The organism is Acuticoccus sediminis (assembly GCF_003258595.1).
GTDB classification, from domain to species: Bacteria; Pseudomonadota; Alphaproteobacteria; order Rhizobiales; family Amorphaceae; genus Acuticoccus; species Acuticoccus sediminis.
Window position 1 is genome coordinate 456,941 of the sequence record NZ_QHHQ01000002.1, and the last position, 23,635, is coordinate 480,575.

General features: G+C 70.9%; 23 protein-coding genes. 4 read left to right on the forward strand and 19 right to left on the reverse strand.

Going from position 1 to position 23,635, the window contains the following annotated elements; translation table 11 throughout:
• Window positions 1-43: 43 nt before the first annotated feature.
• Both DLJ53_RS10195 and DLJ53_RS10200 read right to left on the reverse strand, forming a co-directional pair.
• A complete protein-coding gene (locus DLJ53_RS10195; protein ID WP_111344877.1) occupies window positions 44-1,000 on the reverse strand; it encodes a TAXI family TRAP transporter solute-binding subunit in 957 nt (318 codons plus the stop codon).
• Between the two features lie 139 nt (window positions 1,001-1,139).
• Entirely contained in the window at window positions 1,140-2,006 is an 867-nt protein-coding gene (locus DLJ53_RS10200) for a fumarylacetoacetate hydrolase family protein (RefSeq protein WP_111344879.1), read from the reverse strand.
• Window positions 2,007-2,129: 123 nt separating this feature from the next.
• Here DLJ53_RS10200 and DLJ53_RS10205 point away from each other — a divergent pair, with 123 nt between their 5' ends.
• Window positions 2,130-2,864 (forward strand): GntR family transcriptional regulator, encoded by a 735-nt coding sequence (locus tag DLJ53_RS10205; protein WP_111344881.1) that lies wholly within the window; start codon window positions 2,130-2,132, stop codon window positions 2,862-2,864.
• 70 nt (window positions 2,865-2,934) lie between these two features.
• Here the strand turns inward: DLJ53_RS10205 and DLJ53_RS10210 are convergent, their stop codons facing one another.
• The 6 genes from DLJ53_RS10210 to DLJ53_RS10235 all read right to left on the reverse strand — a co-directional run bounded on the left by DLJ53_RS10210 (window position 2,935) and on the right by DLJ53_RS10235 (window position 9,271).
• The gene (locus DLJ53_RS10210) at window positions 2,935-3,555 is read right to left on the reverse strand and encodes a VOC family protein (protein ID WP_111344883.1); all 621 of its coding nucleotides are present in this window, start codon (window positions 3,553-3,555) and stop codon (window positions 2,935-2,937) included.
• Between the two features lie 77 nt (window positions 3,556-3,632).
• On the reverse strand, window positions 3,633-5,252 hold the full coding sequence (locus DLJ53_RS10215; protein WP_111344885.1) for an FAD-dependent oxidoreductase: 1,620 nt from the start codon (window positions 5,250-5,252) through the stop codon (window positions 3,633-3,635).
• Between the two features lie 185 nt (window positions 5,253-5,437).
• Window positions 5,438-6,226: an ABC transporter permease gene (locus DLJ53_RS10220; protein ID WP_111344887.1), complete on the reverse strand. Its 789-nt coding sequence runs from the start codon at window positions 6,224-6,226 to the stop codon at window positions 5,438-5,440.
• Window positions 6,223-7,086 carry an ABC transporter permease gene (locus DLJ53_RS10225; RefSeq protein WP_111344889.1) on the reverse strand — a complete coding sequence of 288 codons (864 nt, stop codon included), beginning with the start codon at window positions 7,084-7,086 and terminating at the stop codon, window positions 6,223-6,225. Before DLJ53_RS10225 ends, DLJ53_RS10220 begins: the two co-directional genes overlap by 4 nt.
• Entirely contained in the window at window positions 7,079-8,164 is a 1,086-nt protein-coding gene (locus tag DLJ53_RS10230) for an ABC transporter ATP-binding protein (protein ID WP_162409067.1), read from the reverse strand. Before DLJ53_RS10230 ends, DLJ53_RS10225 begins: the two co-directional genes overlap by 8 nt.
• Before the next feature lie 72 nt (window positions 8,165-8,236).
• Window positions 8,237-9,271 (reverse strand): ABC transporter substrate-binding protein, encoded by a 1,035-nt coding sequence (locus tag DLJ53_RS10235; protein ID WP_146619926.1) that lies wholly within the window; start codon window positions 9,269-9,271, stop codon window positions 8,237-8,239.
• A 489-nt stretch (window positions 9,272-9,760) separates the two neighbouring features.
• Between DLJ53_RS10235 and DLJ53_RS10240 the strand changes: the two genes are divergently transcribed.
• Window positions 9,761-10,606 (forward strand): helix-turn-helix domain-containing protein, encoded by an 846-nt coding sequence (locus tag DLJ53_RS10240; protein ID WP_162409069.1) that lies wholly within the window; start codon window positions 9,761-9,763, stop codon window positions 10,604-10,606.
• Window positions 10,607-10,642: 36 nt separating this feature from the next.
• Here DLJ53_RS10240 and DLJ53_RS10245 read toward each other — a convergent pair whose 3' ends face one another.
• From DLJ53_RS10245 to DLJ53_RS10270, 6 genes are all read right to left on the reverse strand, one after another.
• Window positions 10,643-11,431, reverse strand: a complete 789-nt coding sequence (locus DLJ53_RS10245; RefSeq protein ID WP_111344897.1) for an ABC transporter permease — start codon at window positions 11,429-11,431, stop codon at window positions 10,643-10,645.
• Window positions 11,428-12,300: an ABC transporter permease gene (locus DLJ53_RS10250; protein WP_111344899.1), complete on the reverse strand. Its 873-nt coding sequence runs from the start codon at window positions 12,298-12,300 to the stop codon at window positions 11,428-11,430. The genes DLJ53_RS10245 and DLJ53_RS10250 overlap by 4 nt, the downstream gene beginning before the upstream one ends.
• Window positions 12,297-13,343 (reverse strand): ABC transporter ATP-binding protein, encoded by a 1,047-nt coding sequence (locus DLJ53_RS10255; protein WP_111344901.1) that lies wholly within the window; start codon window positions 13,341-13,343, stop codon window positions 12,297-12,299. The genes DLJ53_RS10250 and DLJ53_RS10255 overlap by 4 nt, the downstream gene beginning before the upstream one ends.
• Window positions 13,344-13,439: 96 nt before the next feature.
• Window positions 13,440-14,474 (reverse strand): ABC transporter substrate-binding protein, encoded by a 1,035-nt coding sequence (locus DLJ53_RS10260; RefSeq protein ID WP_111344903.1) that lies wholly within the window; start codon window positions 14,472-14,474, stop codon window positions 13,440-13,442.
• A 17-nt stretch (window positions 14,475-14,491) separates the two neighbouring features.
• On the reverse strand, window positions 14,492-15,706 hold the full coding sequence (locus tag DLJ53_RS10265; RefSeq protein WP_111344904.1) for a M20/M25/M40 family metallo-hydrolase: 1,215 nt from the start codon (window positions 15,704-15,706) through the stop codon (window positions 14,492-14,494).
• Window positions 15,707-15,716: 10 nt separating this feature from the next.
• Window positions 15,717-16,484, reverse strand: coding sequence for a class II aldolase/adducin family protein (locus DLJ53_RS10270; RefSeq protein ID WP_111344905.1), 768 nt, complete (start codon window positions 16,482-16,484; stop codon window positions 15,717-15,719).
• 44 nt (window positions 16,485-16,528) lie between these two features.
• Between DLJ53_RS10270 and DLJ53_RS10275 the strand changes: the two genes are divergently transcribed.
• The gene (locus DLJ53_RS10275) at window positions 16,529-17,173 is read left to right on the forward strand and encodes a DUF1028 domain-containing protein (RefSeq protein ID WP_162409073.1); all 645 of its coding nucleotides are present in this window, start codon (window positions 16,529-16,531) and stop codon (window positions 17,171-17,173) included.
• Between the two features lie 28 nt (window positions 17,174-17,201).
• Here the strand turns inward: DLJ53_RS10275 and DLJ53_RS10280 are convergent, their stop codons facing one another.
• Both DLJ53_RS10280 and DLJ53_RS10285 read right to left on the reverse strand, forming a co-directional pair.
• Complete coding sequence (locus DLJ53_RS10280; protein WP_111344907.1) at window positions 17,202-17,909, reverse strand: GntR family transcriptional regulator; 708 nt, start codon at window positions 17,907-17,909, stop codon at window positions 17,202-17,204.
• Window positions 17,902-19,401 (reverse strand): 4-hydroxyphenylacetate 3-hydroxylase family protein, encoded by a 1,500-nt coding sequence (locus tag DLJ53_RS10285; protein ID WP_111344909.1) that lies wholly within the window; start codon window positions 19,399-19,401, stop codon window positions 17,902-17,904. The genes DLJ53_RS10280 and DLJ53_RS10285 overlap by 8 nt, the downstream gene beginning before the upstream one ends.
• 109 nt (window positions 19,402-19,510) lie before the next feature.
• Between DLJ53_RS10285 and DLJ53_RS10290 the strand changes: the two genes are divergently transcribed.
• The gene (locus DLJ53_RS10290) at window positions 19,511-20,095 is read left to right on the forward strand and encodes a flavin reductase (RefSeq protein WP_111344910.1); all 585 of its coding nucleotides are present in this window, start codon (window positions 19,511-19,513) and stop codon (window positions 20,093-20,095) included.
• A 66-nt stretch (window positions 20,096-20,161) separates the two neighbouring features.
• Here DLJ53_RS10290 and DLJ53_RS10295 read toward each other — a convergent pair whose 3' ends face one another.
• Genes DLJ53_RS10295 through DLJ53_RS10305 form a run of 3 tightly spaced genes read right to left on the reverse strand, consistent with a single transcriptional unit; the run spans window position 20,162 to window position 23,627 of the window.
• Complete coding sequence (locus DLJ53_RS10295; RefSeq protein ID WP_111344912.1) at window positions 20,162-21,220, reverse strand: c-type cytochrome; 1,059 nt, start codon at window positions 21,218-21,220, stop codon at window positions 20,162-20,164.
• A complete protein-coding gene (locus DLJ53_RS10300) occupies window positions 21,211-21,816 on the reverse strand; it encodes an SCO family protein (protein ID WP_111344914.1) in 606 nt (201 codons plus the stop codon). Before DLJ53_RS10300 ends, DLJ53_RS10295 begins: the two co-directional genes overlap by 10 nt.
• A complete protein-coding gene (locus DLJ53_RS10305) occupies window positions 21,813-23,627 on the reverse strand; it encodes a hypothetical protein (RefSeq protein WP_146619927.1) in 1,815 nt (604 codons plus the stop codon). The genes DLJ53_RS10300 and DLJ53_RS10305 overlap by 4 nt, the downstream gene beginning before the upstream one ends.
• Window positions 23,628-23,635: the final 8 nt, after the last annotated feature.

The following is a 23,635-nucleotide window of genomic DNA, read 5'->3' on the forward strand; positions in this document are numbered from 1 at the left end:
GGCGCGGCCGAAGACCGCGCCGCGTCATCCGCCTGACGTCGGATCAGGACTCCGGCCAGAGGCCGTTTTCCTTGTAGTAGGCCTCCGCGCCCGGGTGCATCGGACGGCCGAGCTTCTCGAAGTTCTCGACGTCCGGCTTCATCTGGGCCCAGGCCTTGTGGCCCTGCGCGAGGGTGTCCTGCGCGTCGTAGGCGGCGGCGACGATCCTCTTCACCACGTCCTCCGGCACCCGCTCGTGCGCGACCCAGTAGACGGTCGTGTACGGCATGTCGGTGGCCGGTACGCCCGTGTACATCGTCTCGGGCATGGTGCCGGTGTGGTAGAAGGGGAACGCCTCGCCGATCTTGCCGAGCTCGTCGTCGCTGTAGGTGAGGATCTTCACGCCCTGCGTCTCGGCGAGCTCGGAGACCGCCGCGGCCGGCGCTGAGGACTGGCAGAACGCGTCCACCTGGCCGTTGGCGAGCGCGCGGCCGGCGTCCGCGAAGGTCATCAGGCGCGGGGTGATATCGCCGAGGATGCCGAGCGCGGTGAGGATGTTCGAGCAGTTGAAGACCGTGCCCGAACCCGGCGGACCGAGCGCCACCGTCTTGCCGGCGAGGTCCGCGATCGAGGTCAGCTCGTCGTTGCCCTTGAGGGTGACGAAGTAGGTCGGCCCCTCGTAGGCCATGGCGACGCCGCGCAGCATGGTGCCCTTCTCGCCGTTCTCGAACGGGCCCTCGGGCTTCTGCGCCATGTAGACGTGGCTGCCGTAGACGATGCCCATGTCGAGCTCGCCCTTGATGAGGCGCTTGGCGTTCTCGGTGGAGCCGCCGGTGGTCACCTGCGTGATGTTGATGTCCGGCAGCGCCTTGCCGAGCTCGGTGCCCGCGACGCCGACCATGTAGTACATCACGCCGCCGGGGTTCGAGCCGCCCCAGGCGACGTCCGTCTTGTCCTGGGCGAGTGCCGTCGACGAGACAGCGAGCGCCGCGACGGCCCCCGCGATCCAGAGATTCTTCATTGCCTTCCTCCCAGTGTTGGCGGCCGGGTTCGCGTCCCGGCCCTGTCTGTGGTGCGGGGCGGGAGCCGCCCCTGGCACGTGTCGCGTCGTGTCCGCGGTCTCGCGGGGTCGCGCCGCCGGGGCGGCGCGCGGCGGGCGGTCAGCCGATGGGGTTCGTCAGCTCCCCGAGCTTCGAGATCGCGACCTTCACGACGTCGCCCGGCGCCAGATACTTCGGCGGGCTGAAGCCGATGCCGACGCCCACCGGCGTCCCGGTGGCGATGATGTCCCCCGGGAGCAGCGTCATTGTGGCCGAGAGCGTCTCGATGAGGGTCGGGATGTCGAAGATGAGGTCTCGCACGCAGGCGGACTGGCGCGTCTCCCCGTTGACGGTCGTCGTCAGCTCCAGCGCGGTGACGTCGCCCACCTCGTCCGCCGTCACCAGCCAGGGCCCCATCGGGCAGAAGGTGTCGATGCCTTTGCCGATGACCCACTGATTGTGCTTGCGCTGAAGCTCGCGCGAGGTGACGTCGTTGATGATGACGTAGCCGAAGACGACGTCGTAGGCGTCCGCCGCCGGGACCTGGAACGCGCGCTTGCCGATGACGAGGCCGAGCTCGCCCTCGTAGTCGACCGTCGACGTCGGGTCGAGCGAGGCTTTTACCGTGTCGCCCGGGCCGACGACGCTGGTCGTCGCCTTGGTGAAGATGATCGGCGCGGTGGGCGTCGCCTCCTTGCCGCTCGAGTCGAAGCCGCTGTCGTGAAACTCGCGGGCGTGCTCGTAGTAGTTCTTCCCGACGCAGAAGATGTCGCGGACCGGCGCCGGGAACGGCGCGGTCAGCTCCACCTCGGCCAGCGGCACGCGCCGGGTGGCCGAGGCGGCGAAGGCGGCGACGTCGCCCCCGTTCGCCACCAGGTCGCGCAGCGCGGTGCGCGCCTCGGCGCCCTCGCGGCACACGGCGATCTCTTCACCCTCGAGAACGCCGGCGAGATGGGTGCCGTTGGCGCGGCAGGTGACCAGTTTCATGATATCGACAAATCCTCTGATTCTCGATAATCCATAAATTCATATTGAAACCGACCTGTCAAACGCCGCGTGCCGGGATAAGGTCAGGTCGGTGACGCGGCACGATTCGAGGGTGAAGGGCGTATGGGCGGGTCGTGGAGGCTTTCCGAGGAACTCAGCGCGCAGGACCCCGCGCGGCTCGACGGCGAGACGCTGGCCGACTTCGCCTACCGTGCGATCCGCAGCGACATCATCAGCGGCGTCCGCCCGCCCGGCGAACGGCTGCAGATCGAGAAGCTGAAGAAGATCTACGAGATCGGGCCGACGCCCATCCGCGAGGCGCTGCAGAAGCTGAGCGTGGAGCAGCTCGTCTTCGGGGAGGGCAATCGCGGCTTCACCGTCGCGCCGCTGGACCCTGCCGAGTTCCATGACCTCAACATCGCGCGCACCGAGGTGGAGATGGCCGCGCTCCGCCGCGCGATCGAACTGGGCGACGGGGCCTGGGAGGCGCGCGTCGTCGCCGCCGCCTACACGATGAAGAAGGCCGACGCCGACCTGCCGGAGGAGGGCAGCGTGTCGGACGGCTGGGAGCGGGCGAACGCGGCCTTCCACCGCGCGATGGTCGATGCCTGCGGCTCGCACTGGCTGTTGCGCACCCGCTCGATGCTGCAGGACCTGTGCGAGCGCTACCGCCGCGCGTCGCTGCGTGACAAGCGGCGCGAGCGGGACCTCGGTGCCGAGCATGCGGCCATCGCCGAGGCCGTCCTCGCGCGCGACGCCGACGCCGCGTGCGAGCTCACCCGGCGCCATTTCCAGATCACCGCCGCCCACCTCGACGTGGCCACCTCCGCCCCGCTTCGCGGCGCCGGCCGGCGCTGACCGGCGGCCGCGGACCGACAGCGGGCGCCGGCGGGATGGCGGCGCCGGTCCCGGAGATCGCCGGCGGCCGTCAGCCGGCGGACAGGACGAAGCGGCCCTTCCGGCCCTCGATGTCGGCGACCAGCCTCGGCGCCTCGGCCTCCGTGACGGGGACCGCGAGGCCGAGCTCGTCGTAGAAGCCACGCAGGAACTCCGCGCGCGGGTGCTCGACGTTCAGGCTGACCAGCCGGCAGCCGCTCGGTGCCTCGCTCGACGGGTGCGACGGGGTGAGCCACGTCTTGATGATCGGCATGCCGGCGCCGAGCGAACGGTCCGGGACGGCGAGCGTCTGCCACTCGTAGCGTTCGCCGTTGGCGCCGGTCCGGCCGCCCGGCTTGATCTCGGTCGCGAAGCCGTGGCGGTCCAGCACCGCCTGCGCGGCGGAGAGGTGGCCCGTCTGCACCGCGAACCGGCTCAGCACCGGGGCCGCGAGGGCGGCGAGCGTCGCGCCGTAGTTCCCCTCCAGCGTCTGCTCCGGATCGGGGCCGTCGATCGCGAGGTAGATCTCGTCGCCGAGGTCCACCAGCGCGTTGCGGCTGCCGAGGCCGACGTGGCGCCCTCCGGTCATCGGCTCGACCCCGCTCATCCCGGCGAAGGCGGCGACGGCGTCGTCGAGCGAGCGCGAGGCCCAGACGAGGTGGTCCAGTTTCATCAGTTCAGCCTTTGTGTCGTTTCGGGAAATGCCGCGGCCGGACGCACGCGCCGGGGCGAACGCGCGGCGCCGGCGGTTCAGCGGTTGGCGGACATGATCGAGTTGGCGCAGATGAAGCCCCAGGTCATGTAGGCGCCGAGCGTCGTTCCCACCTGGCTCGGCGTGCGCATCCCGGTCGGGTTCGCCATGACGTTGCCGGCGCAGTAGAGGCCCGGGATCGCCGACCCGTCCGGCCGCAGGGCCTGTCCGCCGGCGTTGGTGCGGATGCCGCCCTTGGTGCCGAGGATCGAGGGGCGGAACTGGAAGGCGACGAAGGGCGGCCGCTCGATCGGCGCCATCAGCCCCTTGTCCGCCGCGAGGCGCGCCTCGTAGTCGGAGACGGTGCCGCGGTGGAAGTCCTCGTCGACGCCGTTCGCGGCGAAGCGGTTGAAGCGCGCGACCGTCTCCTTCAGCGCGTCGGCCGGAAGGCCCGTCCGCTGCGCCAGCTCGTCGAGGGTTCGGGCCTTGATGAGCCAGCCCGGCTTGTTGTGCTTGTACCAGTTGATGAGCCAGGCGCGCCTGACCATCGGCCAGTGGCTGATGAGCCAGGCCGGGCGCTTCAGGTCCGCCCCGCGCGCGGTCGAGGTCACCGTCCAGTCGGCGATGTTGAACTCGTACTCGCTGGTGAAGCGCCGGCCCCCGGCGTCGACCAGGATCGCGTCCGGCTCGGCGTGGATGCGAAGCGGCAGGCCGTGCAGCACGTCCTCGTAGTAGACCGGCGGCTGGATCATGATGTTGGCCTGATCCATGTTCGCGGTCGCGGCGCCGATCCGCGTCGCCATCTTCAGCCCGTCGCCGGTGTTCGTGCTGGGGCTGCTCAGGAACTCCGCGTCGCCGGGGAAGTGGGCCTTGAGGAGCTCCGCGTCCCACTCGAAGCCGCCCGTCGCCAGCACGACGCCGCGCCGCGCGCGTAGGGTCCGCCGCGCGCCCCCCTGCTCGACCGTGACGCCGGTGACGCCGCCCAGCTCGTCGTCGACGAGGAGGTCGACCACGCGCGCCTCGGTCTCGAGCCGCACGCCAGCCGCGAGGCAGCCGCGCAGGAGTCCGATGACGAGGCCGCTGCCCTTGCCGCGGGAGCGGGTCAGGCGACGCGCGGCGATGGTGCCGGCGTAGCGCAGGTGCGCCCGGACCGGATGGCGCATCATGTCGGACTCGACCGACTCGTTGTAGGTCAGGTCCTGCGGGATGGTCGAGCGACGGACCTTGCCGAACAGCGCGCCGAGCTCGCGGCCGCTGACCGCGCCGGGCGCGAGCAGCCGCCCCCGCTCCTTGGCGCCGGGCTTTTCCATGTGCGGGTCGGGGACCGGGGCGATGACGTAGCGGACGGGGGAGTTGTCGAGCACGAAGTCCAGCATCGCCGGCCCGTGCGTGACCTGCGCCTGCCAGAGCGTGTCCTCGCGCGCCGCCCAGCCCTCGGGGGCCGTGGCGCGGATGTAGGTGAGGGCCTCGTCCTCGCTGTCCTCGAGGCCGGCCTCGCGCATCAGCCGGTTGGCCGGGACCCAGGTCATGCCGCCCGACATCGCGCTCGTGCCGCCGAGCTTGGCCGTCTTCTCCAGCACGGTGACCGAAGCGCCGAGCGCCGCGGCCCGGAGCGCCGCCACGAGGGCGGCAGCTCCCGAGCCGACGACGACGACATCGCTTTCACTAGCGTCTAGCATTTCCGTTCCGATCGAATCGTTGGGTGCGTGCGGCGTCCGGACGGGTCCGGTCGCCGCGGCTTTCGGGACGAGCGCGCCTTGCGCTCGCGGGCCGTCGCCCGAGCGGGGAGGGATCGCGCCGGCGGGGCCGGCGCCCGTGTGGTCTGGCGGGCGGTCCGAGCGGGCCGCCCGGAGCGGTCGTCAGCTCATCGCTTCAGGAACCGGTCGAGGCGGGCGACGCGTGCGGACACGACGAGCACCACCAGGGTCAGGAGGATCACGCCCGAGGAGATCGCGGTCAGCGTCGGGTCCATAGGCATCCATTCGAGCGCCGAGTAGATGTAGACCGGCAGCGTGACGGTGGTGCTGGAGGAGAGGAAGAGCGAGACCTCGAGCGCGCCGAACGAGACCATGAAGGCGAACCCCCAGCCGCTGAGGAGGCTCCAGCCGATGAGCGGCAGCGTGATGCGCAGCAGCACCTGCCGGGGCGGTGCCCCGAGGCTGCGCGCGGCCGCCTCCAGCGACGGGTTCAGCCCGTTGAGGCCGACCGCCACCATCGAGATCGCGAACGGCATCGCCAGCACGACGTGCCCCGCCAGCAGCGCCGGCATGCCGCGCAGGTGAAGCTGGGAGTAGGTGACGAGGAGGGCGAGGCCGAGGAAGACCGCCGGCAGCATCGCCGGCGTGATCGCGAGCGCGCGCAGGACGCGGTAGATGGGCGCGTTGCTCCGGCGGCTCGCGTTGGCGATGAGGAAGGCCACCGCGGTCGAGATCGTCGCGGCCGTGGCCGCGAGGATGAGGCTGAACTTCAGCGCGTCGATCGCCTGCCGCTGGCCGAGCGCGGCCTCGTACCACTTCAGCGTCAGGCCCTGCGGCGGGAAGACCACGTAGGCCGTCTCGGTGAGCGCGCCGGCGGTGATCGAGACGATGGGCGCCAGGATGAAGACGCAGATCAGCGTGACGTAGAGGCCGAGGAGGATGCGCGATCCGGTCATTGCACCACTCCGCGGCGAAGCCGGCCGAATGTCCCGAGGATGTAGGCGAAGGTGAGCACCAGCGCGGTCATCACCAGCAGGAGCACCGCGAGCGCCGCCCCGGCCGGCCAGTTGAAGAGGCTGACGGACTGCTGGTAGACGAGCGTCGAGATGAACTTGTAGCGCGGGCCGCCGAGGACGCCGGGGATGGCGTAGGCGCTCATGCTGAGCGCGAAGACGAGGAGCGCGCCGGCACGGATGCCGGGCAGGCACAGCGGCAGCGTGACGCGCAGGAACACCGACACCGGACCCGCGCCGAGGCTGCGTGCTGCCAGCGACAGGGCCGGGTTGATGCCGTGCAGCGACCCTGCGATGGCAATCACCATGAAGACGACGAAGATGTGCACAAGGCCGACGACGATCGCCGGCTCGTTGTGCATCAGCGGGGCGGGGTCCGACAGGATGCCGATGCCGACGAGCACCGAGTTCACCAGCCCCTGACGGCCGAGCAGGATGAGCCAGCCGTAGGACATCACCGTCACCGACGTCACCAGCGGCGTCAGCAGGATGATGAAGACCAGAAGCTGCCGCCAGCCGCGCGCCGAGACGAGGTAGTAGCTGACCGGGAAGGCGAGCAGCAGGCACAGGAGCGTCGTCAGCAGGCTCAGCCGCAGCGTACGCCAGGCGACCTCCCAGAAGAACGAATCCGTGGCGAGCTCCCGGTAGTTCGCCAGCGACAGTGTCCAGTCCACGCCTTCGGTCTGGCTGTGCTGGGCGAAGCTCATCGCCACCAGGTAGGCGACGGGGAGCGCGAAGAAGACGAGCATCAGCAGCGCCGCGAGGAGCGCCGCGTAGGGGGTGGAACGGCGCGCCTCAGTCATCGTCGCCGCCGATGAGGACGGTGGCGTCCACCGGCCAGCTCAGGGTCACCGGCTGGCCGGGGGCGGGGTCGACCGCGTCGGTCTCGGCCGCGATCTGCACCTGCATCTCGCCGACGCGGATGCGCGCCTCGACCCGCGGGCCGAGGAAGGTCGCATGTTCCAGCGTGCCGTTCAGGCGGTTGAATCCCGCCGCGGCGCCGCCTTCGGCTCGGGGCAGGATGCGGATCTTCTCCGGGCGGACCAGCGCGTAGCGGACGCGGTGCGCGAGGTCGTCCGGCGGTGTCTCGGCAAGGATCTCGCCGACACCCGGCACGTCGACCGCGACATGGGAGCCGGCGGCGCGGAGCCCCTGGATGGGAAAGAGGTTCGATTCGCCGAGGAACTCGCCGACGAAGCGGCTGTTGGGGTGGCGGTAGAGGTCGCGCGGCGCGCCGATCTGGCGGATGCGGCCCGCCCGCATCACCGCGATGCGGTGGCCGATCGCCATCGCCTCGTCCTGGTCGTGGGTGACCATCAGCGTCGCGATGTCGAGGCCCTCGAGGAGCTCCAGCAGCTCGGCCCGCATCGTCAGCCTCAACCGGGCGTCGAGGTTGGAGAACGGCTCGTCGAGGAGGAGGAGGCGGGGGCGGATGACGATGGCGCGGGCGAAGGCGATGCGCTGCTGCTCCCCGCCGGAGAGCTGCGAGGGCATGTTGCGCGCCTTGTGCTCCAGCCGCACGACCTTGAGGGCCTCGCCGACGCGCGCCTTGATCTCCCGGCGCGGGACCTGCCGCATCCGGAGCCCGAAGGCGACGTTCTCGAAGACCGTCATGTGCGGGAACAGCGCGTAGTTCTGGAACATGATCCCGATGTTGCGCTTCTCCGAGGGCAACCCGGTGATCTCCTCGCCGGCGACGCTGATCCGTCCGGATGCCGGCTGGATGAACCCGGCGATCGCCTGCAGCGTCGTGGTCTTGCCGCAGCCGGACGGCCCCAGCAGGCAGAGCCGCTCGCCGGCCTCGATCGAGAAGGACACGTCGTCGATGGCGGTGAAGTCACCGTACTTGTGGATCAGGCCGTCGACCTGCAGATAACTCATCGCGCGATCCATTGGAGAGGCAGTGTCGGACGGTGCCTCACGCACCGTCCGGCGGACAGGGGTCGGGTCGGTTCAGCGCTCGATTTCCTGGTTCCAGCGCTTGGTCCACTCGGGGCGGTTGGCGTTGATCGTCGACCAGTCGACCGGCAGCAGGCTGTCCACCGCGTCGCCGTAGATCACGCCCTCGGCCTCCGCCTCGCTCAGCTCGACGTTCTTGTTGACCGGGCCGAGCTTCGAGTTCACCGCGAACATCTTCTGGATCTTCTCGCCGACGAGGTAGTTGATGAGGTTCGCGCCCATCTCGGTGTTCGGCGAGTCCTTCACGAGGTTCAGCATCGGCATCACCACCGGCGCGCCTTCCTCGGGATAGACGAACTTGAGCGGGAAACCGGAGTTCTTCACGAAGCGATTCATCTCGGAGTTGGTCCAGACGGTGATCCAGGCCTCGCCCTGCTGGAAGTAGGGCGTCATGTCGGTGCCCTTCACGAAGGCGCCGATGTTCTGCGCGACCTCCTTCATCTTCGCGAAGCCGGGGTCGATGTCGTCGACACCGCCGCCGTTCGCCTTCGCCAGCATCATCAGCGCGAAGAGGCCGGGCGTGTTGTCGATCGTGCCCATGACGACGTGGCCCTTGAAGCGCGGGTCGGCGAGGTCGTTCCAGGATGTCGGTGGCTCGATGCCCGCCTTTTCCAGAGCTTCGGGGTTGTAGACGAGGCCCATGGCGAGGAGGCCGTAGCCGACGCCGCTGGAGTCCTTGCCGATCGCGGCCGGGACGACGTCGGCGAGCGCCGGGACGCTCTCCGCCGTCAGCGGCTCGAGCAGGCCGAGGTCACGCGCGACCGACTGCGGGCCGTCGTCCATGCAGGCGACGTCGATCTCGGGCGAGCCCTTCTGGGCCTGGAGCTGGGAGACGAAGTACGTCGAACCGCCGGGCACGTAGCGCACGGTCACGCCGTACTTCTCCTCGAACTCCGGCAGGATGTTGGTCTGGAAGTTCTGCTGCGAGGCGCCGCCCCAGCACGCGAACACCACATCCTCCGCCTGGGCCTGGGCGGCGCCGAGTGCCGTGAGGGCCGCTGCGGCAACAGTTGTCGTCCATCGCATCATCGTCACGCTCCTGGTTCGTTGTGATCGCGCTGCCCGCCGCTGGCGCCGGTCGGGCGGGGCCCGGAAGCGGAGCGCAAGGCGAGCGCCGTCGTCCCCTCGAGAGGGTCGGGTACGGTGGGGCTTCGGGGAGGGTCGTCGTGTCGCGCGTTCAGGCCGCTTGGCGAGCGCCGGACGACGCGTGTCGGTCTCTCGTGTTCAGTCTATGGTCGCGCATGCGCGGCGGCATCGGCGACGCGCTCTCTCGGTCTCATCTGCGGTCTGCTCAGTTTCTGGCAATGCCAACGATCTGAGCATTGCACCACTTTTCGCCGGTTTCACTACAAATTTTATTCGCAGGTTGACGCGACTTGACGCGCTTTCATGAACGTTGATGATGACCCCCGGCGCCGAGCGGGCGGCCGCCCGGCGGGTCGCCTTGGCGCCCATGCGGAACGGCATGTCCGCGCCCCGGCCGCCGCCCGACGAGGCTCCATCAACTCAGGAGCGACGATGTCCCGCTCGAGACTGACCGCCGCCGACCAGCGTGCGAACTACAGGGACAACCTGCTGTTCTGCTGCGACCACTACCGGTCCATCTCCGACCTCTGCCGCAGGGTCGGCATCAACCGGCAGCAGTTCAACCGCTATCTTTCCGGCGAGTCCCTGCCGTCGCGCCACAATCACAAGAAGATCAGCGACTTCTTCGGGCTCGAGTTCGACGAATTGCTCCTGCCGCACCGGCAGTTCATCGCAACGTTCGGCCGGCGCAAGGTCGAGTCCTTCATGCCGCCAGACCTCGAGAGCTTCTCGTACTTCATGAAGAGCATGGCCGGTCCCCGCGCCCGCCTGCTGGAGGACTACCAGGGCTTCTATTTCCGGCACTTCTTCAACTTCCATGGCGATGGCCGGATCAAGCGGGAGCTGGTCCACTGGCGCCTCGACGACGGTGTCCTCGTCTCGACCACCAAGCAGCGCTACATGAGCGGGCCGGGCGCGGCCCAGCGCCTCCAGTTCGTCACGTACCGCGGGGTCGTCGGCAGCGTCGGCGACCGGCTGTTCTCGATCGGCGCCGACCGCATCGGCGGCCGCGACCTCGGCATGTCCATGCTCTATCCGACCGTGCAGAAGCTGCAGCGGCTGGAGGGCATCATGATGGGGATCGGCCCGAACTCGGCCCGGCAGATCGTCTCCGGCCGGGTCGTCCTCGACTTCCTGGGGCGGCGCATCGACCGGCGCGACGCGATGCGCCGGCTGGGCACGTTCGCGCTCGACGATCCGGCCGTCGCCGACGACATCAAGGTGTCCATCCAGAACGACATCTCGCCGACGGAAGGCCTCCTGATCGCGCGGATCTAGCCGCCGCGCGATGGCCCTGCCGGTGCCGCCGGGCGGCTACTTCTGGCCGATGAACCGGTCGAGGCCGATGAGGCGGTCCATCAGGGCGACGAGGGCGATCGTCACCAGCGACATCAGCGTCGCCATCGCCGCGACGGTGGGGTCGTCGAAGTCGCGGATGTGCTCGTAGGCGGCGATCGGCAGCGTCTTGGAGCCGCGGTCGGCGAGGAAGACGTTGATCGAGAAGTTGTCCACCGTCTCCACGAAGATGAAGACGCCACCCGCCATCAGCCCGGGCCGGAGCTGCGGCAGGAGCACCTTGAACCACGTCTGCACCCGCGAGGCGCCGAGGTTGCGCGCCGCCTCCTCCGCCTGCCGGTTGAGCCCGTGGTAGCTGGCGCTGATCGCCCGCACCGCGAAGGGGAGGCAGAAGATCGTCATCGCCACCGTGAGGCGGAAGAAGCCGTCGCGGATGTCGAGGACGCCGAAGGCGGACAGGAAGGCGATGCCGGTCACGACGCCCGGCATGATCAGCGGCGACAGGATGAGGTTGTTGAGGAGCTCGCGCCCGCGGAAGTTGCCGCGCACGATGAGGTGCGCGGTCGGGACCGCGAAGAGCAGGCAGAGCACCGTGACCACGGCCGCGAGCATCACCGTGTTCTGCAGCGCGCGCATGAAGATGCGGCTGTCGAAGAACTCCTCATACCAGCGGAAGGAGAACGTCGTCATCGGCAGCTGGAAGTAGACGGCGTCGTTCAGCGAATAGATGGCGATGAAGACCACCGGTCCGAGCAGGAAGACGAAGAAGGCGGTGAGATAGAGCCGCCAGAGGATGCGGGAGATCATGCGCCCTTGCCTCCGAAGCCGCCGACGGCGACGCGCCGGGCGTGGTTCTGCACCAGGGTCAGCAGCGTCAGCGCGGTCAGCGCCACCACGAGGAAGATCAGCGATACCGCCGCCGCGAACGGACGGTCGAAGGCGACGAAGACCTGATCGTAGATGAAGTTGGAGAGGAGCCGCACCCGGCCGCCGCCCAGCACCAGCGGGAAGACGAAGGCCGACATCGCCAGCGAGAAGACGATGGCGAGCCCGCCCGCGATCGCCGGGAAGGTCAGCGGGATGACGACCTTCGCCATCACCGTCAGCCGCCCGGCCCCGAGGTTGCGGGCCGACTCCTCGAGGCTGACCGGGAGGTTCTTGATCGACCCGAACACGGTCAGCACGAAGAACGGCAGCAGGAAGTGGACGAGCGCGATCGAGACGCCGAGCTCGTTGTAGACGAGCGGCACCGTCTCGTCCGTCAGGCCGGTCCAGAGCAGGAAGGAGTTGATGAGGCCGCGATTGCCCAGGATGACGAGCCAGCTGTAGGCGCGGCTCACCGAACCGGCGAGCATCGTCACCACCAGCGCTCCCAGCATGAAGCGGCGCAGGAACGAGGATGGCGTGCGGGCGATGAAGTAGGCGACGGGGTAGCCGAGGAGCGCGGCGAGGACCGCGAGCAACGCCGAGAGCCAGAGGGTGCGCCACAGGATCGCGAGATAGCTCGGCTCGAGCAGGAACCGGGCGTAGTTGTCGAGCGTCACGGGCCCCGCGACGTCGGCGGTGTTGGGCACGGCCGTGAGGAGGCCGACCGCGAAGAACACGGCGTAGGCCCCGAACAGCACCGAGAGGACGAGCGCGGCCGGGAGGCCGAGGAGGATGCGGCCGGGCGTCACGCGGGGAGGATCACGGTCTCGGCGGGATCGGCGGACACGCTGATGCGGGTGCCGGCCGCCGCGCGGGGGTCGGTGCGGGGGAGGTTGACGGTGAGCTCGCCGCCAGCGTCGAGGCGCACCTCGCACACGTAGTGCGACCCGGTGAGCGTCGCGAAGGAGACCTCGCCCGGAAGGCCGGCCGGATCGAGGCGCAGCGCGTCGGGACGCAGAGCGAGCAGCGCGTCGCCGTTGGCCTCGCCGCCGGTCGCGGGCAGGGCGAAGGTGCCGTAGCGCTCGGCCTCGAAGACGCGGCCGCCGCCGCTCGCGCGGACCCGGCCCGGGATCATGTTGGAGACGCCCATGAAGTCCGCCACGAAGCGCGAGCGCGGACGGTCATAGACCTCGCGCGGGGCGCCGAACTGCTCCACCCGGCCGTGGTTCATCACGGCGATGTAGTCGGAGAGGGCGAGCGCCTCCTGCTGGTCGTGGGTGACGAGGACGGTGGTGATGCCGAGCTGCTGCTGCAGCTTGCGCAGCTCCGTCTGCATCCCCTCGCGCAGATGCCGGTCGAGCGCGCCGAAGGGCTCGTCGAGCAGCAGCACCTTGGGTTCGATGACGAGGCAGCGGGCGAGCGCCGCGCGCTGCTGCTGGCCGCCGGACAGCTCGCCCGGATACCGCCTGGCGAAGTCGCCGAGCCGCACGAGGTCCAGCGCCTCGTTCACCTTCCGGGTCAGCGCGGCGCGCTTCTCGCGCCGGAGCCGCAGGCCGAAGGCGACGTTGTCGAAGACCGTCATGTGCGGGAAGAGCGCGTAGTTCTGGAAGACCATCGCGGTGCCGCGCTTCTCCGGCGGCACGCGGGTCACGTCGACACCGTCGAGGAGGATCTCGCCGCGGGACGGATCGACGAAGCCGGCGATCATCCGCAGCACCGTCGTCTTGCCGCAACCGGACGGGCCGAGGAGGGTCAGCAGCGTGCCTTTCGGCAGGTCGAGCGCCACCTTGTCCACGGCCGTTACCGCGTCGTAGTCCTTGCCGATGTCCTTCAGGTGGACGCCGTCACTCATCGATACCCTCGTCAAGTTGGCCAGCACGCGCTGCGCCAGGGTGGCGCCGCCGGGACCGGACCCGGCGGCGGCCGTCTGCGGTCGCCGCGGCGCGCCCTACTGGGCGATCTCGCGCTGGAAGCGCTCGTTCCACTCGCCGATGCTGGCGTTCACCTTCGCCTCGTCGAAGGAGACGGTGTTCTCCGGGTCCGGCTTGATCGCCTGCAGCGCTTCGGCGACCGGCGCCGTCTTGCTGACCGGGAACTGGTTGAGCCGCTCGGAGATGAGGGCCTGCGATTCCGGCGACAGGACGTAGGCGATGAACTTCGCGGCGGCGTCGGCGCGGGGCGTGTCGACGAGGGTCATGACGTCGAACAGCATCGGCGTCGGTGCGGGCGTCGCGACTTCGACCTCGACGCCCTGGTCGCGCATGCGCTTGGCCTGGGCGGGGGTGGCGACCAGGGTGGAGACCTCGCCCTGCGCCAGCGCCTGACGCGCGGTCGCGTCGGACGAATAGAACATGACGACGTTCGGCGAGAGCGACTTCAGGCCCTCGAAGCCGGGGTCGATGTCGTCGATGGAGCCACCGTTGGCGAGCGCGGAGATGAGGAGCGAGCGGCCGGCATAGGTGGTGATGTCGGGGATCGCGATCGACTTCTCGAAGCGCTTGTCCCACAGGTCCGACCAGGTCTTGACCGGCTCGTCCACCATGTCGGTGCGGTAGATGACCGACATCGGGTAGTAGTAGGCGGCCGCGTAGCGCGGGGCGACGGCGCCGTCGACGAGGTCGCCCGACATCTCGGTGACGCCGGCGGGCAGGTCGAGGAAGAGGTCGTCGTTCTGCGTCGCGCGGGCGGCGAGGCTCGAGGTGGTGAACCACACGTCGATCTCGGGATCCTCACCGGCGCTCTGCAGGCGCACGAGGCCCTCGGACGAGGAGGCCTGGGTGACAGGGATCACGGCGATGCCGGTCTCGTCCTCGAACCGGTCGGCGATGTCCTGGAAGGCGGACTGCCAGGTGGTGCCCCAGATCTGGACGTAGATCTCGTCGGTATCGGCGGCCGCCGGCAGGGCGGACGCGACGAGGGGGATGGCGGCGAGCGCGCCGAGCACCGCGCGCCGGGTGGCGCCGGACAGGAAACGGTTCGTCATTCAGGCTGCTTTCGTCTCTAGATGGCGGGGGAGGAAGAGGCGTGGGCGAGGGTGCCCGGGAGCTCTGCGATCAAGGCGGCGAAGAACGCGGCGCGCTCTTTGACCGAGGAGAGGATGATGCGCTCGCGGCGCGAGCAGGTGTCGAAGCAGACCGGTCCGAGCCCATCGAGCGTCGGCACGCCGAGCGCCGCGCCGAAGGAGCCGTCCGAGCCGCCGCGGGTGGCGTGGCAGGCGACCTCGACGCCGGCCGCCGCGGCGATCCCCTGGTAGAGGGCGACGAGCGGCGCGCTGACCTCGGCGGGGAAGGCCGGCCGGGTGACGCCGCCCGACACCGTGATTTCGACCCCAGGGCTCGCGGCGGCCGCGTCGGCCGCGGCCCTGCGCACCGTCGCGGCCATCATCTCGGCGCTCGGCTGGTCGGGGGCGCGCAGGTCGACGTGCATCTCCGCCGCGTCCGGCACTACCTGCCGTGCGGATCCGGCCTTCAGGATCCCGACGGTGGCGAGGCGGCCGAGGGAGAGGTCGGTCATCGCCTCGATGGTGCCGACGATCCCGGCGAGCGGGCCGAGGGCGCTGCGGCCTTCTTCCGGGTTCACCGCGATGTGGGCGGTGCGTCCCGTGGCGCGGAGGATCATCGCACCCACCGCGCCGCGCGCGCCGACGATGCCGCCGTCCGGCCGGGCGGGCTCCAGCACGAGCACCCAGTCGGACGCCTTCGCCTCGGCCTCGATGCGGGCGCGCGAGCCAGGTGAGCCGAGCTCCTCGTCCGGGACCAGCAGGACAGCGATCTCGCCGACCGCGTCGAACCCCTCGGCGAGCAGCGCCTCCACGGCGAGGAGCGCCATCACCAGGCCGCCCTTCATGTCGCCCACGCCGGGGCCGGTGGCGAGTGTCCCGCCGTCCCCGCTCCCGCCGCCGTCCGTCTCGGCGTAGGTCCAGCCGGCGGAGGCGGCGCCCGGCCACACCGTGTCGAGGTGGCCGAGGATCATCACCCGGCCCTTGCCTCCCATGCGGCGGGTCATCAGGCGGATGTCGCCGAAGCCCGCGACGGGGTCGCGCCGCGCCTCGAAGCCGAGGCGCTGCCATTCGCGGGCGAGGATGTCGCCGACCGCGTCGACCGAGGCGGCCTCGTACGAGCCGGAGGGGCTGTCCACCAGCTCCTTCAGCACGTTGCGCGCGTGCGGCCAGAGGGCGTCGAGGGCGGCGGCGTAGGGAAGGGGGGCGGCGGTCATGGTCGTGCCGTCAGCCGCGGCGCCAGTCGGGGTCGATCCGGTCGAGACGGCGCAGCATCGCCGGCCACATCCGCATGCCCGCCTTCGGGGGGTCGATGCTGGACGTGAACTGGCCCGAGGCCATGTCGATCACCTGACGATCCGGCCAGCAGATCTGCCGGCCGCTGGCGAGCGCGGTCATCTGCACCCGGCAGGCCTGCTCCAGGTAGTAGGTGAGGTAGAAGGCGGCGGGGATCGATGCGCCGACGGTCAGAAGCCCGTGGTTGCGCAGGATGAGCCCGACCTTGCCCTCGAGGTCGCGCTGCAGCCGCGGCCCCTCGTCGGTGTTGAAGGCGATGCCCTCGTAATCGTGAATACCGATCCGGTTATGGAACTCGATGGCGAACTGGTTGATCGGCAGCACGCCGTCCTCGAGGCTCGAGACCGCGACGCCCGCTGTCGTGTGCGTGTGGATCACGCACTCGAGGTCCGGCCGCCCCCGCAGGATCGAGGCGTGGATGACGTAGCCGGCGGCGTTGGTCTTGGTCGTCCCGTCGGCGTTGACGTGCTTGTCGTACTCGATTTTGACCAGGCTGTCGGGCGTGATTTCGTCGAAGAGATAGCCGAACGGGTTCAGGAGGAACGCGTTTTCACCGGGAATGCGACAGGACGCGTGCGTAAAGATCGTGTCATCCAGACCATAGTGCGCCAGAAGACGATACACGGCTGTCAAATGTATCCGGGCGTCTTTCTCGTTCTTGATGTTTAAATCGTCTGGCGATGCGTCTTTTACTAACATCGTTCGTGCCCTATGCTGGACGGTATTCGAGATTGGAGTCCAAGATGACGTTTTCACTTGTCGCGCGGTGCACGCGAACCGGTCACCTCGGAGTGGCGGTCGCCACGTCGAGCGTGGCCGTCGGCGGTCGCAGCGCGGCGATCGACGGCAAGGTCGCGGTGGTCGCGACGCAGAACCGGACGGACCCGTCGATCGGGCCGCGCCTCATCGCGGCGCTCGCCGCCGGCACGGCCGCAGGGGCCGCCCTCGACGCGGTGATCGCCGGGACCGTCTCGCCGGAATGGCGCCAGGTGGCGGCCGTCACGGCGGGCGGCGAGATCGTCACGTTCCACGGCGCCCGCTGCAGCGGCATCCATGCCGAGGCGCGCGGGGTCGACTGCGCGGCCGTCGGCAACATCCTCGCCAACACCGGCGTCCCCTCGGCGATGGTCGCCGCCTTCGAGAGCGCGGACGGCCCGCTGGAACACCGCCTCGTCGCGGCGCTGAAGGCCGGCGACGCCGCTGGCGGCGAGCTGAAGCCGCTGCGGTCCGCCGCGCTGCGCGTCGCGGGCGCCGAGCCGTTCCCCTGGTGCGACCTGCGCGTCGACGCGGCGGAGGACCCGATCGGCAAGCTCGAGGCGCTGCTCGCCGAGTGGGACAGCGTGGCGCCGACGGTGCACCACTGGGCGGTGGACCCCGGCTCGGTATAGGCCGAGGCGGAAGGGGCGCGGCGGCGGCTCATGCCGCGCCGGTCCCGTCGCCGTCCCTGCCCTTCGCAGCGGGCGTCCCCGCGAGCGCCATCAGGCGGTCGAAGGCGAAGCGCAGGTGCGCCCGCATCGCATCGTCCGCCGCGTCCGGCTCGCGGTTGGCGATCAGCTCGGCGATCTTCACGTGGTCGTCGAGCGCGTGCGTCGATTCCTCGGTCCGGTAGCGCTTCAGGATGTGCGGGCTGACGAGGATGCTCTCGTAGTCCGCCGCCAGCCGCGAGATGCGCGGCGAGTGCGCCGCGGCGATGATCGCGGCGTGAAATGCGCGGTTCAGCGCGGCGCGGGCGGTGACGTCGGAGAGGTCCGTCGCCTGGCTCTGCCGGGCGAGGCGCATGATCTCGGCGTGCTCCGCGTCGCTGCCGCGGACGGCGGCCAGCCGGGCGGCCATCCCCTCGATCGCCTCGCGCAGGAGGTGCACGTCGGTGACGTCGCGCTTGACGTCGACGACGGTCCACCCGTTGGAGGCCGAGGCCTCGATCAGGCCGGCCTGCTGCAGCTTGCCGAACGCGTCGCGCACCGGCGTGCGGCTGACGTTCAGCATGTCGGCGACGGCGACCTCGGTGAGGCGCTCGCCGGTGGTGAGCTCGCCGGAGAGGATCGCCTCGCGCAGGCGCTGGTAGGCGAACTCCGCCGCGGTGACGGGGCCGCCGGGCGCGGCGCCGAGGCTGCGCTTAACCATGACCGACCTTCAGGCGCGGCGCAGCCTCGGGGGCGGCGGTCGCCGCCGGCTCGATGCCGGCCATGCGGCGGGCCAGCGCCATCGATTCCTCGCGATCATAGGTGGCGAAGAGGGCGTTCTCCTGCGCGAAGATCGGCGTTTCGGCGAAGAGCTGGTAGGACTGCGTCCGGCCGGCGTACGCCGACGCGGTGAGCTCGCGGGCGAGGTGCATGGCGCGCAGCCGCGTCGGCGCGTCGTACCCGGCGCCGGCGAAATACTTCATCACGTCGTCGCGGGTCTCGGGCGAGTTCAGCATCGCCTCGCCCGGCAGCATGACCGGCTGGCCGCCGATGATCTCGCGCAGGAGCTGTACCATCGTCGCGTAGGTCTGCGAGCAGTAGATGCGTCCGGCGTTCTGGATCGACTGGTTGGGCATCGCGAGGCCCGACGGCGTCTCCTCGCATGCGGCCTCGGCCGCCAGCAGGAACGCCTCCACCGCCTGACGGTGCATCATGAGCTGGCTGATCTTGGAGCGGACCGGCGGAATCTTGATGGTGCCGGAGTGCTCCGAGACGAGGAGCGCGGTGCCGACGAGGAGGTCGGCCTTGGCGAGGCAGCGGGTGAGGTAGCCCTGCGCCGCCCAGCGCCCCAGTTCGCCGCGCATCAGCGCCGCGAGCTCGGGCTGGCGGGCGAACATGACGTCCTCCCACGGGATGAAGACGTCGTCGAACACGATCAGCGTGTCCACCTCGTCGAACCCGCCGGTAAGCGGGTACTCGAACCGGTTCGCGTTGGCCGCGCCCCCGTGGTACTGCGGCAGGCGGCAGATCATCCGCACGCCCGGGGCGTTGAGGCGCACCACGCAGGCGATCGCGAAGTCCGCGTTCTGCGGCGACCAGTTGCCGACCGTCGGCTTGATGAAGGCGACGTGCGCGTACGGCGCGCCGGTCTCGAACTTCGCGCCGCGCAGGACGACGCCGTCCGGCCGCTCCTCCACCACGCGGGTGTTGAGGTCGAGGTCGTCCTGCTCGAACGGCTGGCGGGAGCGGTCGCCCTTCGGATCGGTGTTGCCGCTCGTCATGAAGAGGTTTTCGCGCTGCAGGAGGTCGAGCCAGCGCGCCGCGTTCCGGGCGTAGCGGGTATCGAACCGGTCGAGCAGGTCCTGCCGGTCCACGAGGGTGAAAAGGGCGGTGACCGTCTCATCCCCGAAGCGGTCCATGGTGGGGCAGATCTCGCGCAGGACGCGGGTCGTCATCTGCCGGCGCAGCGCGAGGTCCTCGCGGTTCGCGGGGGCCTTGTAGAAGCGCGAGCCGACGATGCCGTCGCTGCGCTCGAACGTCATCAGGTCGGCGTGGGCGGGGTCGTTGTGCAGGTCGTAGATGCGCGCGACCGTCTCGACCATCGGCGCGAGCGCGGGGTGGCTGCGAACGTCGCCAACCGTCTTGCCGTCGACGAGGACCTTCCGGCCGTCGTCGAGGCTGTCGAGATAATTCTGGCGCGTCATCAGCCCCATGGGATCGGTCTTCCTCTGAACGGCTTCGCGCCGCTACTCGCTTGATTGACTATGAATGTATACAGTACACATGCCCATGTGATGCGCAAGCCTAATTTGAGGTCACTTGATGACTGAACCCGAGCCAGCAGCGTTTCCCGCACCGCCGACGAGCGGGGAGAACGCCGCGCCGTCCGTCGACCGCGCGGCGTTCCGAGGGGCGATGTCCCGCCTCGCCGCGGCGGTCAGCGTGGTCACGTCGGATGGTCCGGCGGGCCGCGTCGGCTTCACCGCGTCGGCCGTGTGCAGCGTGACGGACGCGCCGCCGACGATCCTCGTGTGCATGAACGCCGCGAGCGCGCAGAACGCCGCGCTGGTGACCAACGGGGTGATGTGCGTGAACACGCTGTGCGGTCATCAGGCGGCTCTGTCGGCGCGCTTCGCCGGCCAGACCGGCGTCACCGGCGCGGCCCGCTTCGACGCCCACCCCCACTCGGTGGCCGCGACCGGCGCGCCGGTCCTCGCCGACGCCCTCGTCTCGCTCGACTGCCGCATCGAGCGCATCGTGCGGATCGGGACGCACGACGTGATCTTCGGCCGCGTCGAGGCGATCGTCCACGGCCCCGGCGAGGTCGAGAGCCTCGTCTACTTCGGCCGCGGCTACCACCGCCTGCCCGCGACGCCCGGTGAGAGCACGGGGCAGTCGGGCGGATGAGGCGGCCGGCCGTCGGCGATGTCGCCCCGGTCGCGAGGCGGCCCGGACCCCGCCCGCGGGCCGCCGTCAGCGCCGGTCCGCCGCCCCTGCAGGCTCGATGGACACCCACCGGGAGAGGTCCGGACGGTCGATGGCGCGCAGGAGGCACGCCCTGGTGAGGTCGCGCCCGCACGCCAGCGCCGCGTCGGCTGCGACCTGACCGGCCAGATATGTCTCGGCGACAGGGCGGGCGGTTCCCGACAGGAGCGTGACCCGATCCGTCGCTTCCGTTGTGTCGAGAGCGTCCGGCATCGCGATCACCCGGTCGAACCGGCCCGCCGCCGGCGTCTCCCCCGGACCGATGACGAGAAGCGTGGCCGCATCCTCGCGCAGCACGATGCCCGCGTCGCGCAGCGCATCGGTCCACGACGCGTCCGCGGACGTCAGGCTCACGGCGCCGATGCGCTGGCGTGACAGGAAGGCGACGACGGTGCCGCGCACCGCCCGGTCCAGCGCCGCGCCGACCGGCGTGCGGGCCTCGTCGGCGGTGAGGATGGCGGGCCCTTCGTCTGCGATCACGAAACGTCGGCCCCAGGCGCCGCCGGCTTCGTTCGCCTCGCCGAGCGCGGCCTCGAAGGCGAGCCGCTCGCCGTGCTCCGACGGCGCCGCGAGGCGCACCTCCCGCGCCGTCACCCCCCGGCGCGCACGCCGGCTGAGGTCGCCGAGGTAGGCGGCAAGGTCCGTCAACACGGCATCGTCGGCCTCGAAGCGCGGCATCTTGGTGGAGAGCGCGCGCCCGTCCGGCGCCGCGCCGAGGGTGACCGCACGCGCCAGAGCCTTGACGTCATAGCCCCCGTCGGGCCGCAGCGGATCGGTCAGCGCCTCCCAGACGACGGGCGGAAACTCCACCCCGCCTTCGCGGCCGCCCTCACCGTCGGCACCATGGCACCCGGCGCACGCGAAGCTCGCTGCCGGGACGCGCACACGGCCATCGGCCAGAACCGCCGTCGCGCCGGCGCCTTCCTCGTAGAGCGCCGCGCCGGGGCCGGGCGCCTCCTCGGCGTCCGCCGCGCCGCCTGCCGCCAGCGCGCCGAGACCCAGTGTCCCGGCACCCAGCGCGATCAGGGCGGCGCGCGTCAGTCGCATCGCGGCTGGGCACGCACGAGCGCCACGAGGTCGTCGGGTGTGACCGCCCCTCTCAGGCGTGTGTAGCGCCCCGTGCAGGGCTGGCCGACGAGGTAGGTCTCCACATGGTCTTCGAGCGGGCCCGGATGGAAGTTGAGCGCCTGCAGCAGGGGCCGGGTTCCGCGCGGCCCGCCCGTCAGCCACAGCCAGTCGGGCCCCGCCCCGAAGGTTCTCGCGGTCTCGGCGAGCCGCTCGGGCGTGTCGCCGACGGGGTCGATCGCCACCGTCACCAGCGTCGCCTCGCGCGCCTCGCCGGCGCCGAGCTCGTCGTCCACGACCATCAGCACCGCATGCACACCGGGACAGATCGTGGTGCAGGACATGTAGGTGAAGGCGAGGATCAGCGGTCGGTCGCCGGGAAGGCGCGAACGAAAGCCGCCCTCCACGCCGTCCTTGTCGCGGACCGGAAGGTCCGGCAGGCGCAGCATCTCCTCGCCCGAGACGACTTCGGTCATCGGCGTGGCGTGGTGCATGTGCTCGTGCTGCGCCGAGGCCGGCCCGAGGGGCGCCCACATCGACACGAGCGCGGCGACCGCAAGCGACTGCATCCGGTTCATCGCGGTCCCTCCTCGAGAACGATCGGTTCGAAGATGTGCCCGCCCGGCGCCGCGACGGTCACCGCGACGAGGCTCCCCGGGGGCAGGGTGTAGACGGCGCTCGACGTGCCGTCGGTCCCCGTCCTGATCGGCACGCGCTCCCGCCACGCGCCGGTGAACTCGGAGAACGTGAGGACGCCGCGCACGGCGAGCGGCGCGCCGGACCCGTCCGACAGCCTGAAGCGCAGCCCGGTGCCGTCCTCCGCGGCGACGGCGGCGATGCGGCCCTCAAGCGGCGCGTCGGGATCGTCGGGCGTCGCCACCGGCAGCGCGGAGCAGAAGGAGAGGCTGCCGAGGCCGGTGGTCGCGACGAGTTCCCAGCGCCCCGGCCCGGGGAGGCTCGCGACGGTGCGGAAGGTCCCCGCCGGCGCTTCCCGGAAGCTCCGGTCGAGGGTCGCGATCCGCCGCGGCACGCCGCCCATCAGCTTTGTCGCCGTCATGGCCGGGGCGTTGCCCATCGCGGACGCCTCGGCGATCCGGTACGCCTGACGGCTCTTCACGTTGAGCGCGAGCACGCCGTGGTCGGGGTAGAGGGAGGCGAGGAGGCCGTCGTCGACGCGGGGCGTCGCGCGCTTCTCGCCGATCGGGACCTCGCGGAACTCGGCCGCCTCGCCGCGGCCGAGGGCGACGAGGTCGAGGACGCCCACCCGGCTCTGGTCGGCCAGCATCAGGTACGCCGTCCGGTCGCTGATCATGACCTCCGAGACGGGCACCTCGGTGCCGTCGCGGTCGCGCGCGTGGGAGACCTGCACCAACGCGCTGCGGGCGATGTCGACGATCGCCACCGGGCCGCCGGCCGGGTCGTAGGCGACCACGAAGCGCCCGTCCCCGGCGACGGCGAGCCGACGCGGATTTACAGGAACGTCGATCGCCACCGGATGGCGGGGGTCGTCCAGGTAGTGCACGGCGAGGCGGCCCCCGGAGGCGGCGGTCAGGAGCGCGAACGGCTTGCCGTCACGGGCGAGCACGGCCGCCGCTGTCGCGGCCTCGCGCGTTCGCGCCATCACGGCCCCGTCGCGCAGCGAGAAGGCGGCGGCGCCCTCCGTGCCCCAGACCGCGGCGGCGTCATGAGCCCCGCCCGCCAGCCCGTCCGCGACGAGCGGCGGCACCGAGGGCCCCTTGGGGACGCGCACGAGCCGCCGGGCGGCGGCGTCCTGCACCAGGGCGCCGCCGCCGGGCACCGGCACCACCGTCACCGGGCGGCCGAGGTCCCGCGCGACCTCCGTCACCGAACCGGCGGCATCGACGGCGACGAGCCGCCCCTCGTCGCTGAGCGGCAACAGGAACCGGCGCGCATGCTCGTCCGTGACGAGCGTCGCCGGACGGCTGCCGAGGCGGCTCGCCGCCAGCAGGTTGGCGGTCGCGAGCGAGAACTCCGGATCCACGAGCGTGACGGCGTCGTCCTCGGTGAGGACGCCGATGACGGGGTCGTTGAGGAAGACGGTGCCGGTGGACAGGCGGCCGGTGCGCAGGAACGCCTCGGCCGTTTCCGCGCACGGCAGGTCGGTCTCCTTCTGCCGCCGCAGCCAGCCGAAGAGGGTCAGCCCCTTCGGTGCCTCGCCGCCGCCGTGGCCGGTGATCGTCACGGTTACGGCGAACGGCTCGTGCGGGGCGATGGGCGCGGCCGGCGTGCCGTCCAGCGCCGTCAGCGTCACCTCGGCGGTGAGCGCGGGCTTCAGCTCGTCGCCCGGCTGCGCCATCGCGGTTGGGACACTAGGCACGGCCGCCAGCAGACCCGCGAGCGGGGCGGCGAGACGGGCACGGCAGCGCATCGCCGCGC

Excerpts from the sequence above, each read along its gene's own strand:
- DLJ53_RS10300 (WP_111344914.1), bottom strand. The coding sequence starts at position 21,816 with ATGAACCGGATGCAGTCGCTTGCGGTCGCCGCGCTCGTGTCGATGTGG.
- DLJ53_RS10285 (WP_111344909.1), bottom strand. The coding sequence starts at position 19,401 with ATGGGGCTGATGACGCGCCAGAATTATCTCGACAGCCTCGACGACGGC.
- DLJ53_RS10270 (WP_111344905.1), bottom strand. The coding sequence starts at position 16,484 with ATGTTAGTAAAAGACGCATCGCCAGACGATTTAAACATCAAGAACGAG.
- DLJ53_RS10225 (WP_111344889.1), bottom strand. The coding sequence starts at position 7,086 with ATGACTGAGGCGCGCCGTTCCACCCCCTACGCGGCGCTCCTCGCGGCG.
- DLJ53_RS10255 (WP_111344901.1), bottom strand. The coding sequence starts at position 13,343 with ATGAGTGACGGCGTCCACCTGAAGGACATCGGCAAGGACTACGACGCG.
- DLJ53_RS10240 (WP_162409069.1), top strand. The coding sequence starts at position 9,761 with ATGTCCCGCTCGAGACTGACCGCCGCCGACCAGCGTGCGAACTACAGG.
- DLJ53_RS10230 (WP_162409067.1), bottom strand. The coding sequence starts at position 8,164 with ATGAGTTATCTGCAGGTCGACGGCCTGATCCACAAGTACGGTGACTTC.
- DLJ53_RS10260 (WP_111344903.1), bottom strand. The coding sequence starts at position 14,474 with ATGACGAACCGTTTCCTGTCCGGCGCCACCCGGCGCGCGGTGCTCGGC.
- DLJ53_RS10210 (WP_111344883.1), bottom strand. The coding sequence starts at position 3,555 with ATGAAACTGGACCACCTCGTCTGGGCCTCGCGCTCGCTCGACGACGCC.
- DLJ53_RS10275 (WP_162409073.1), top strand. The coding sequence starts at position 16,529 with ATGACGTTTTCACTTGTCGCGCGGTGCACGCGAACCGGTCACCTCGGA.
- DLJ53_RS10280 (WP_111344907.1), bottom strand. The coding sequence starts at position 17,909 with ATGGTTAAGCGCAGCCTCGGCGCCGCGCCCGGCGGCCCCGTCACCGCG.
- DLJ53_RS10205 (WP_111344881.1), top strand. The coding sequence starts at position 2,130 with ATGGGCGGGTCGTGGAGGCTTTCCGAGGAACTCAGCGCGCAGGACCCC.
- DLJ53_RS10290 (WP_111344910.1), top strand. The coding sequence starts at position 19,511 with ATGACTGAACCCGAGCCAGCAGCGTTTCCCGCACCGCCGACGAGCGGG.
- DLJ53_RS10295 (WP_111344912.1), bottom strand. The coding sequence starts at position 21,220 with ATGCGACTGACGCGCGCCGCCCTGATCGCGCTGGGTGCCGGGACACTG.
- DLJ53_RS10220 (WP_111344887.1), bottom strand. The coding sequence starts at position 6,226 with ATGACCGGATCGCGCATCCTCCTCGGCCTCTACGTCACGCTGATCTGC.
- DLJ53_RS10195 (WP_111344877.1), bottom strand. The coding sequence starts at position 1,000 with ATGAAGAATCTCTGGATCGCGGGGGCCGTCGCGGCGCTCGCTGTCTCG.
- DLJ53_RS10235 (WP_146619926.1), bottom strand. The coding sequence starts at position 9,271 with ATGATGCGATGGACGACAACTGTTGCCGCAGCGGCCCTCACGGCACTC.
- DLJ53_RS10215 (WP_111344885.1), bottom strand. The coding sequence starts at position 5,252 with ATGCTAGACGCTAGTGAAAGCGATGTCGTCGTCGTCGGCTCGGGAGCT.
- DLJ53_RS10245 (WP_111344897.1), bottom strand. The coding sequence starts at position 11,431 with ATGATCTCCCGCATCCTCTGGCGGCTCTATCTCACCGCCTTCTTCGTC.
- DLJ53_RS10305 (WP_146619927.1), bottom strand. The coding sequence starts at position 23,627 with ATGCGCTGCCGTGCCCGTCTCGCCGCCCCGCTCGCGGGTCTGCTGGCG.
- DLJ53_RS10200 (WP_111344879.1), bottom strand. The coding sequence starts at position 2,006 with ATGAAACTGGTCACCTGCCGCGCCAACGGCACCCATCTCGCCGGCGTT.
- DLJ53_RS10265 (WP_111344904.1), bottom strand. The coding sequence starts at position 15,706 with ATGACCGCCGCCCCCCTTCCCTACGCCGCCGCCCTCGACGCCCTCTGG.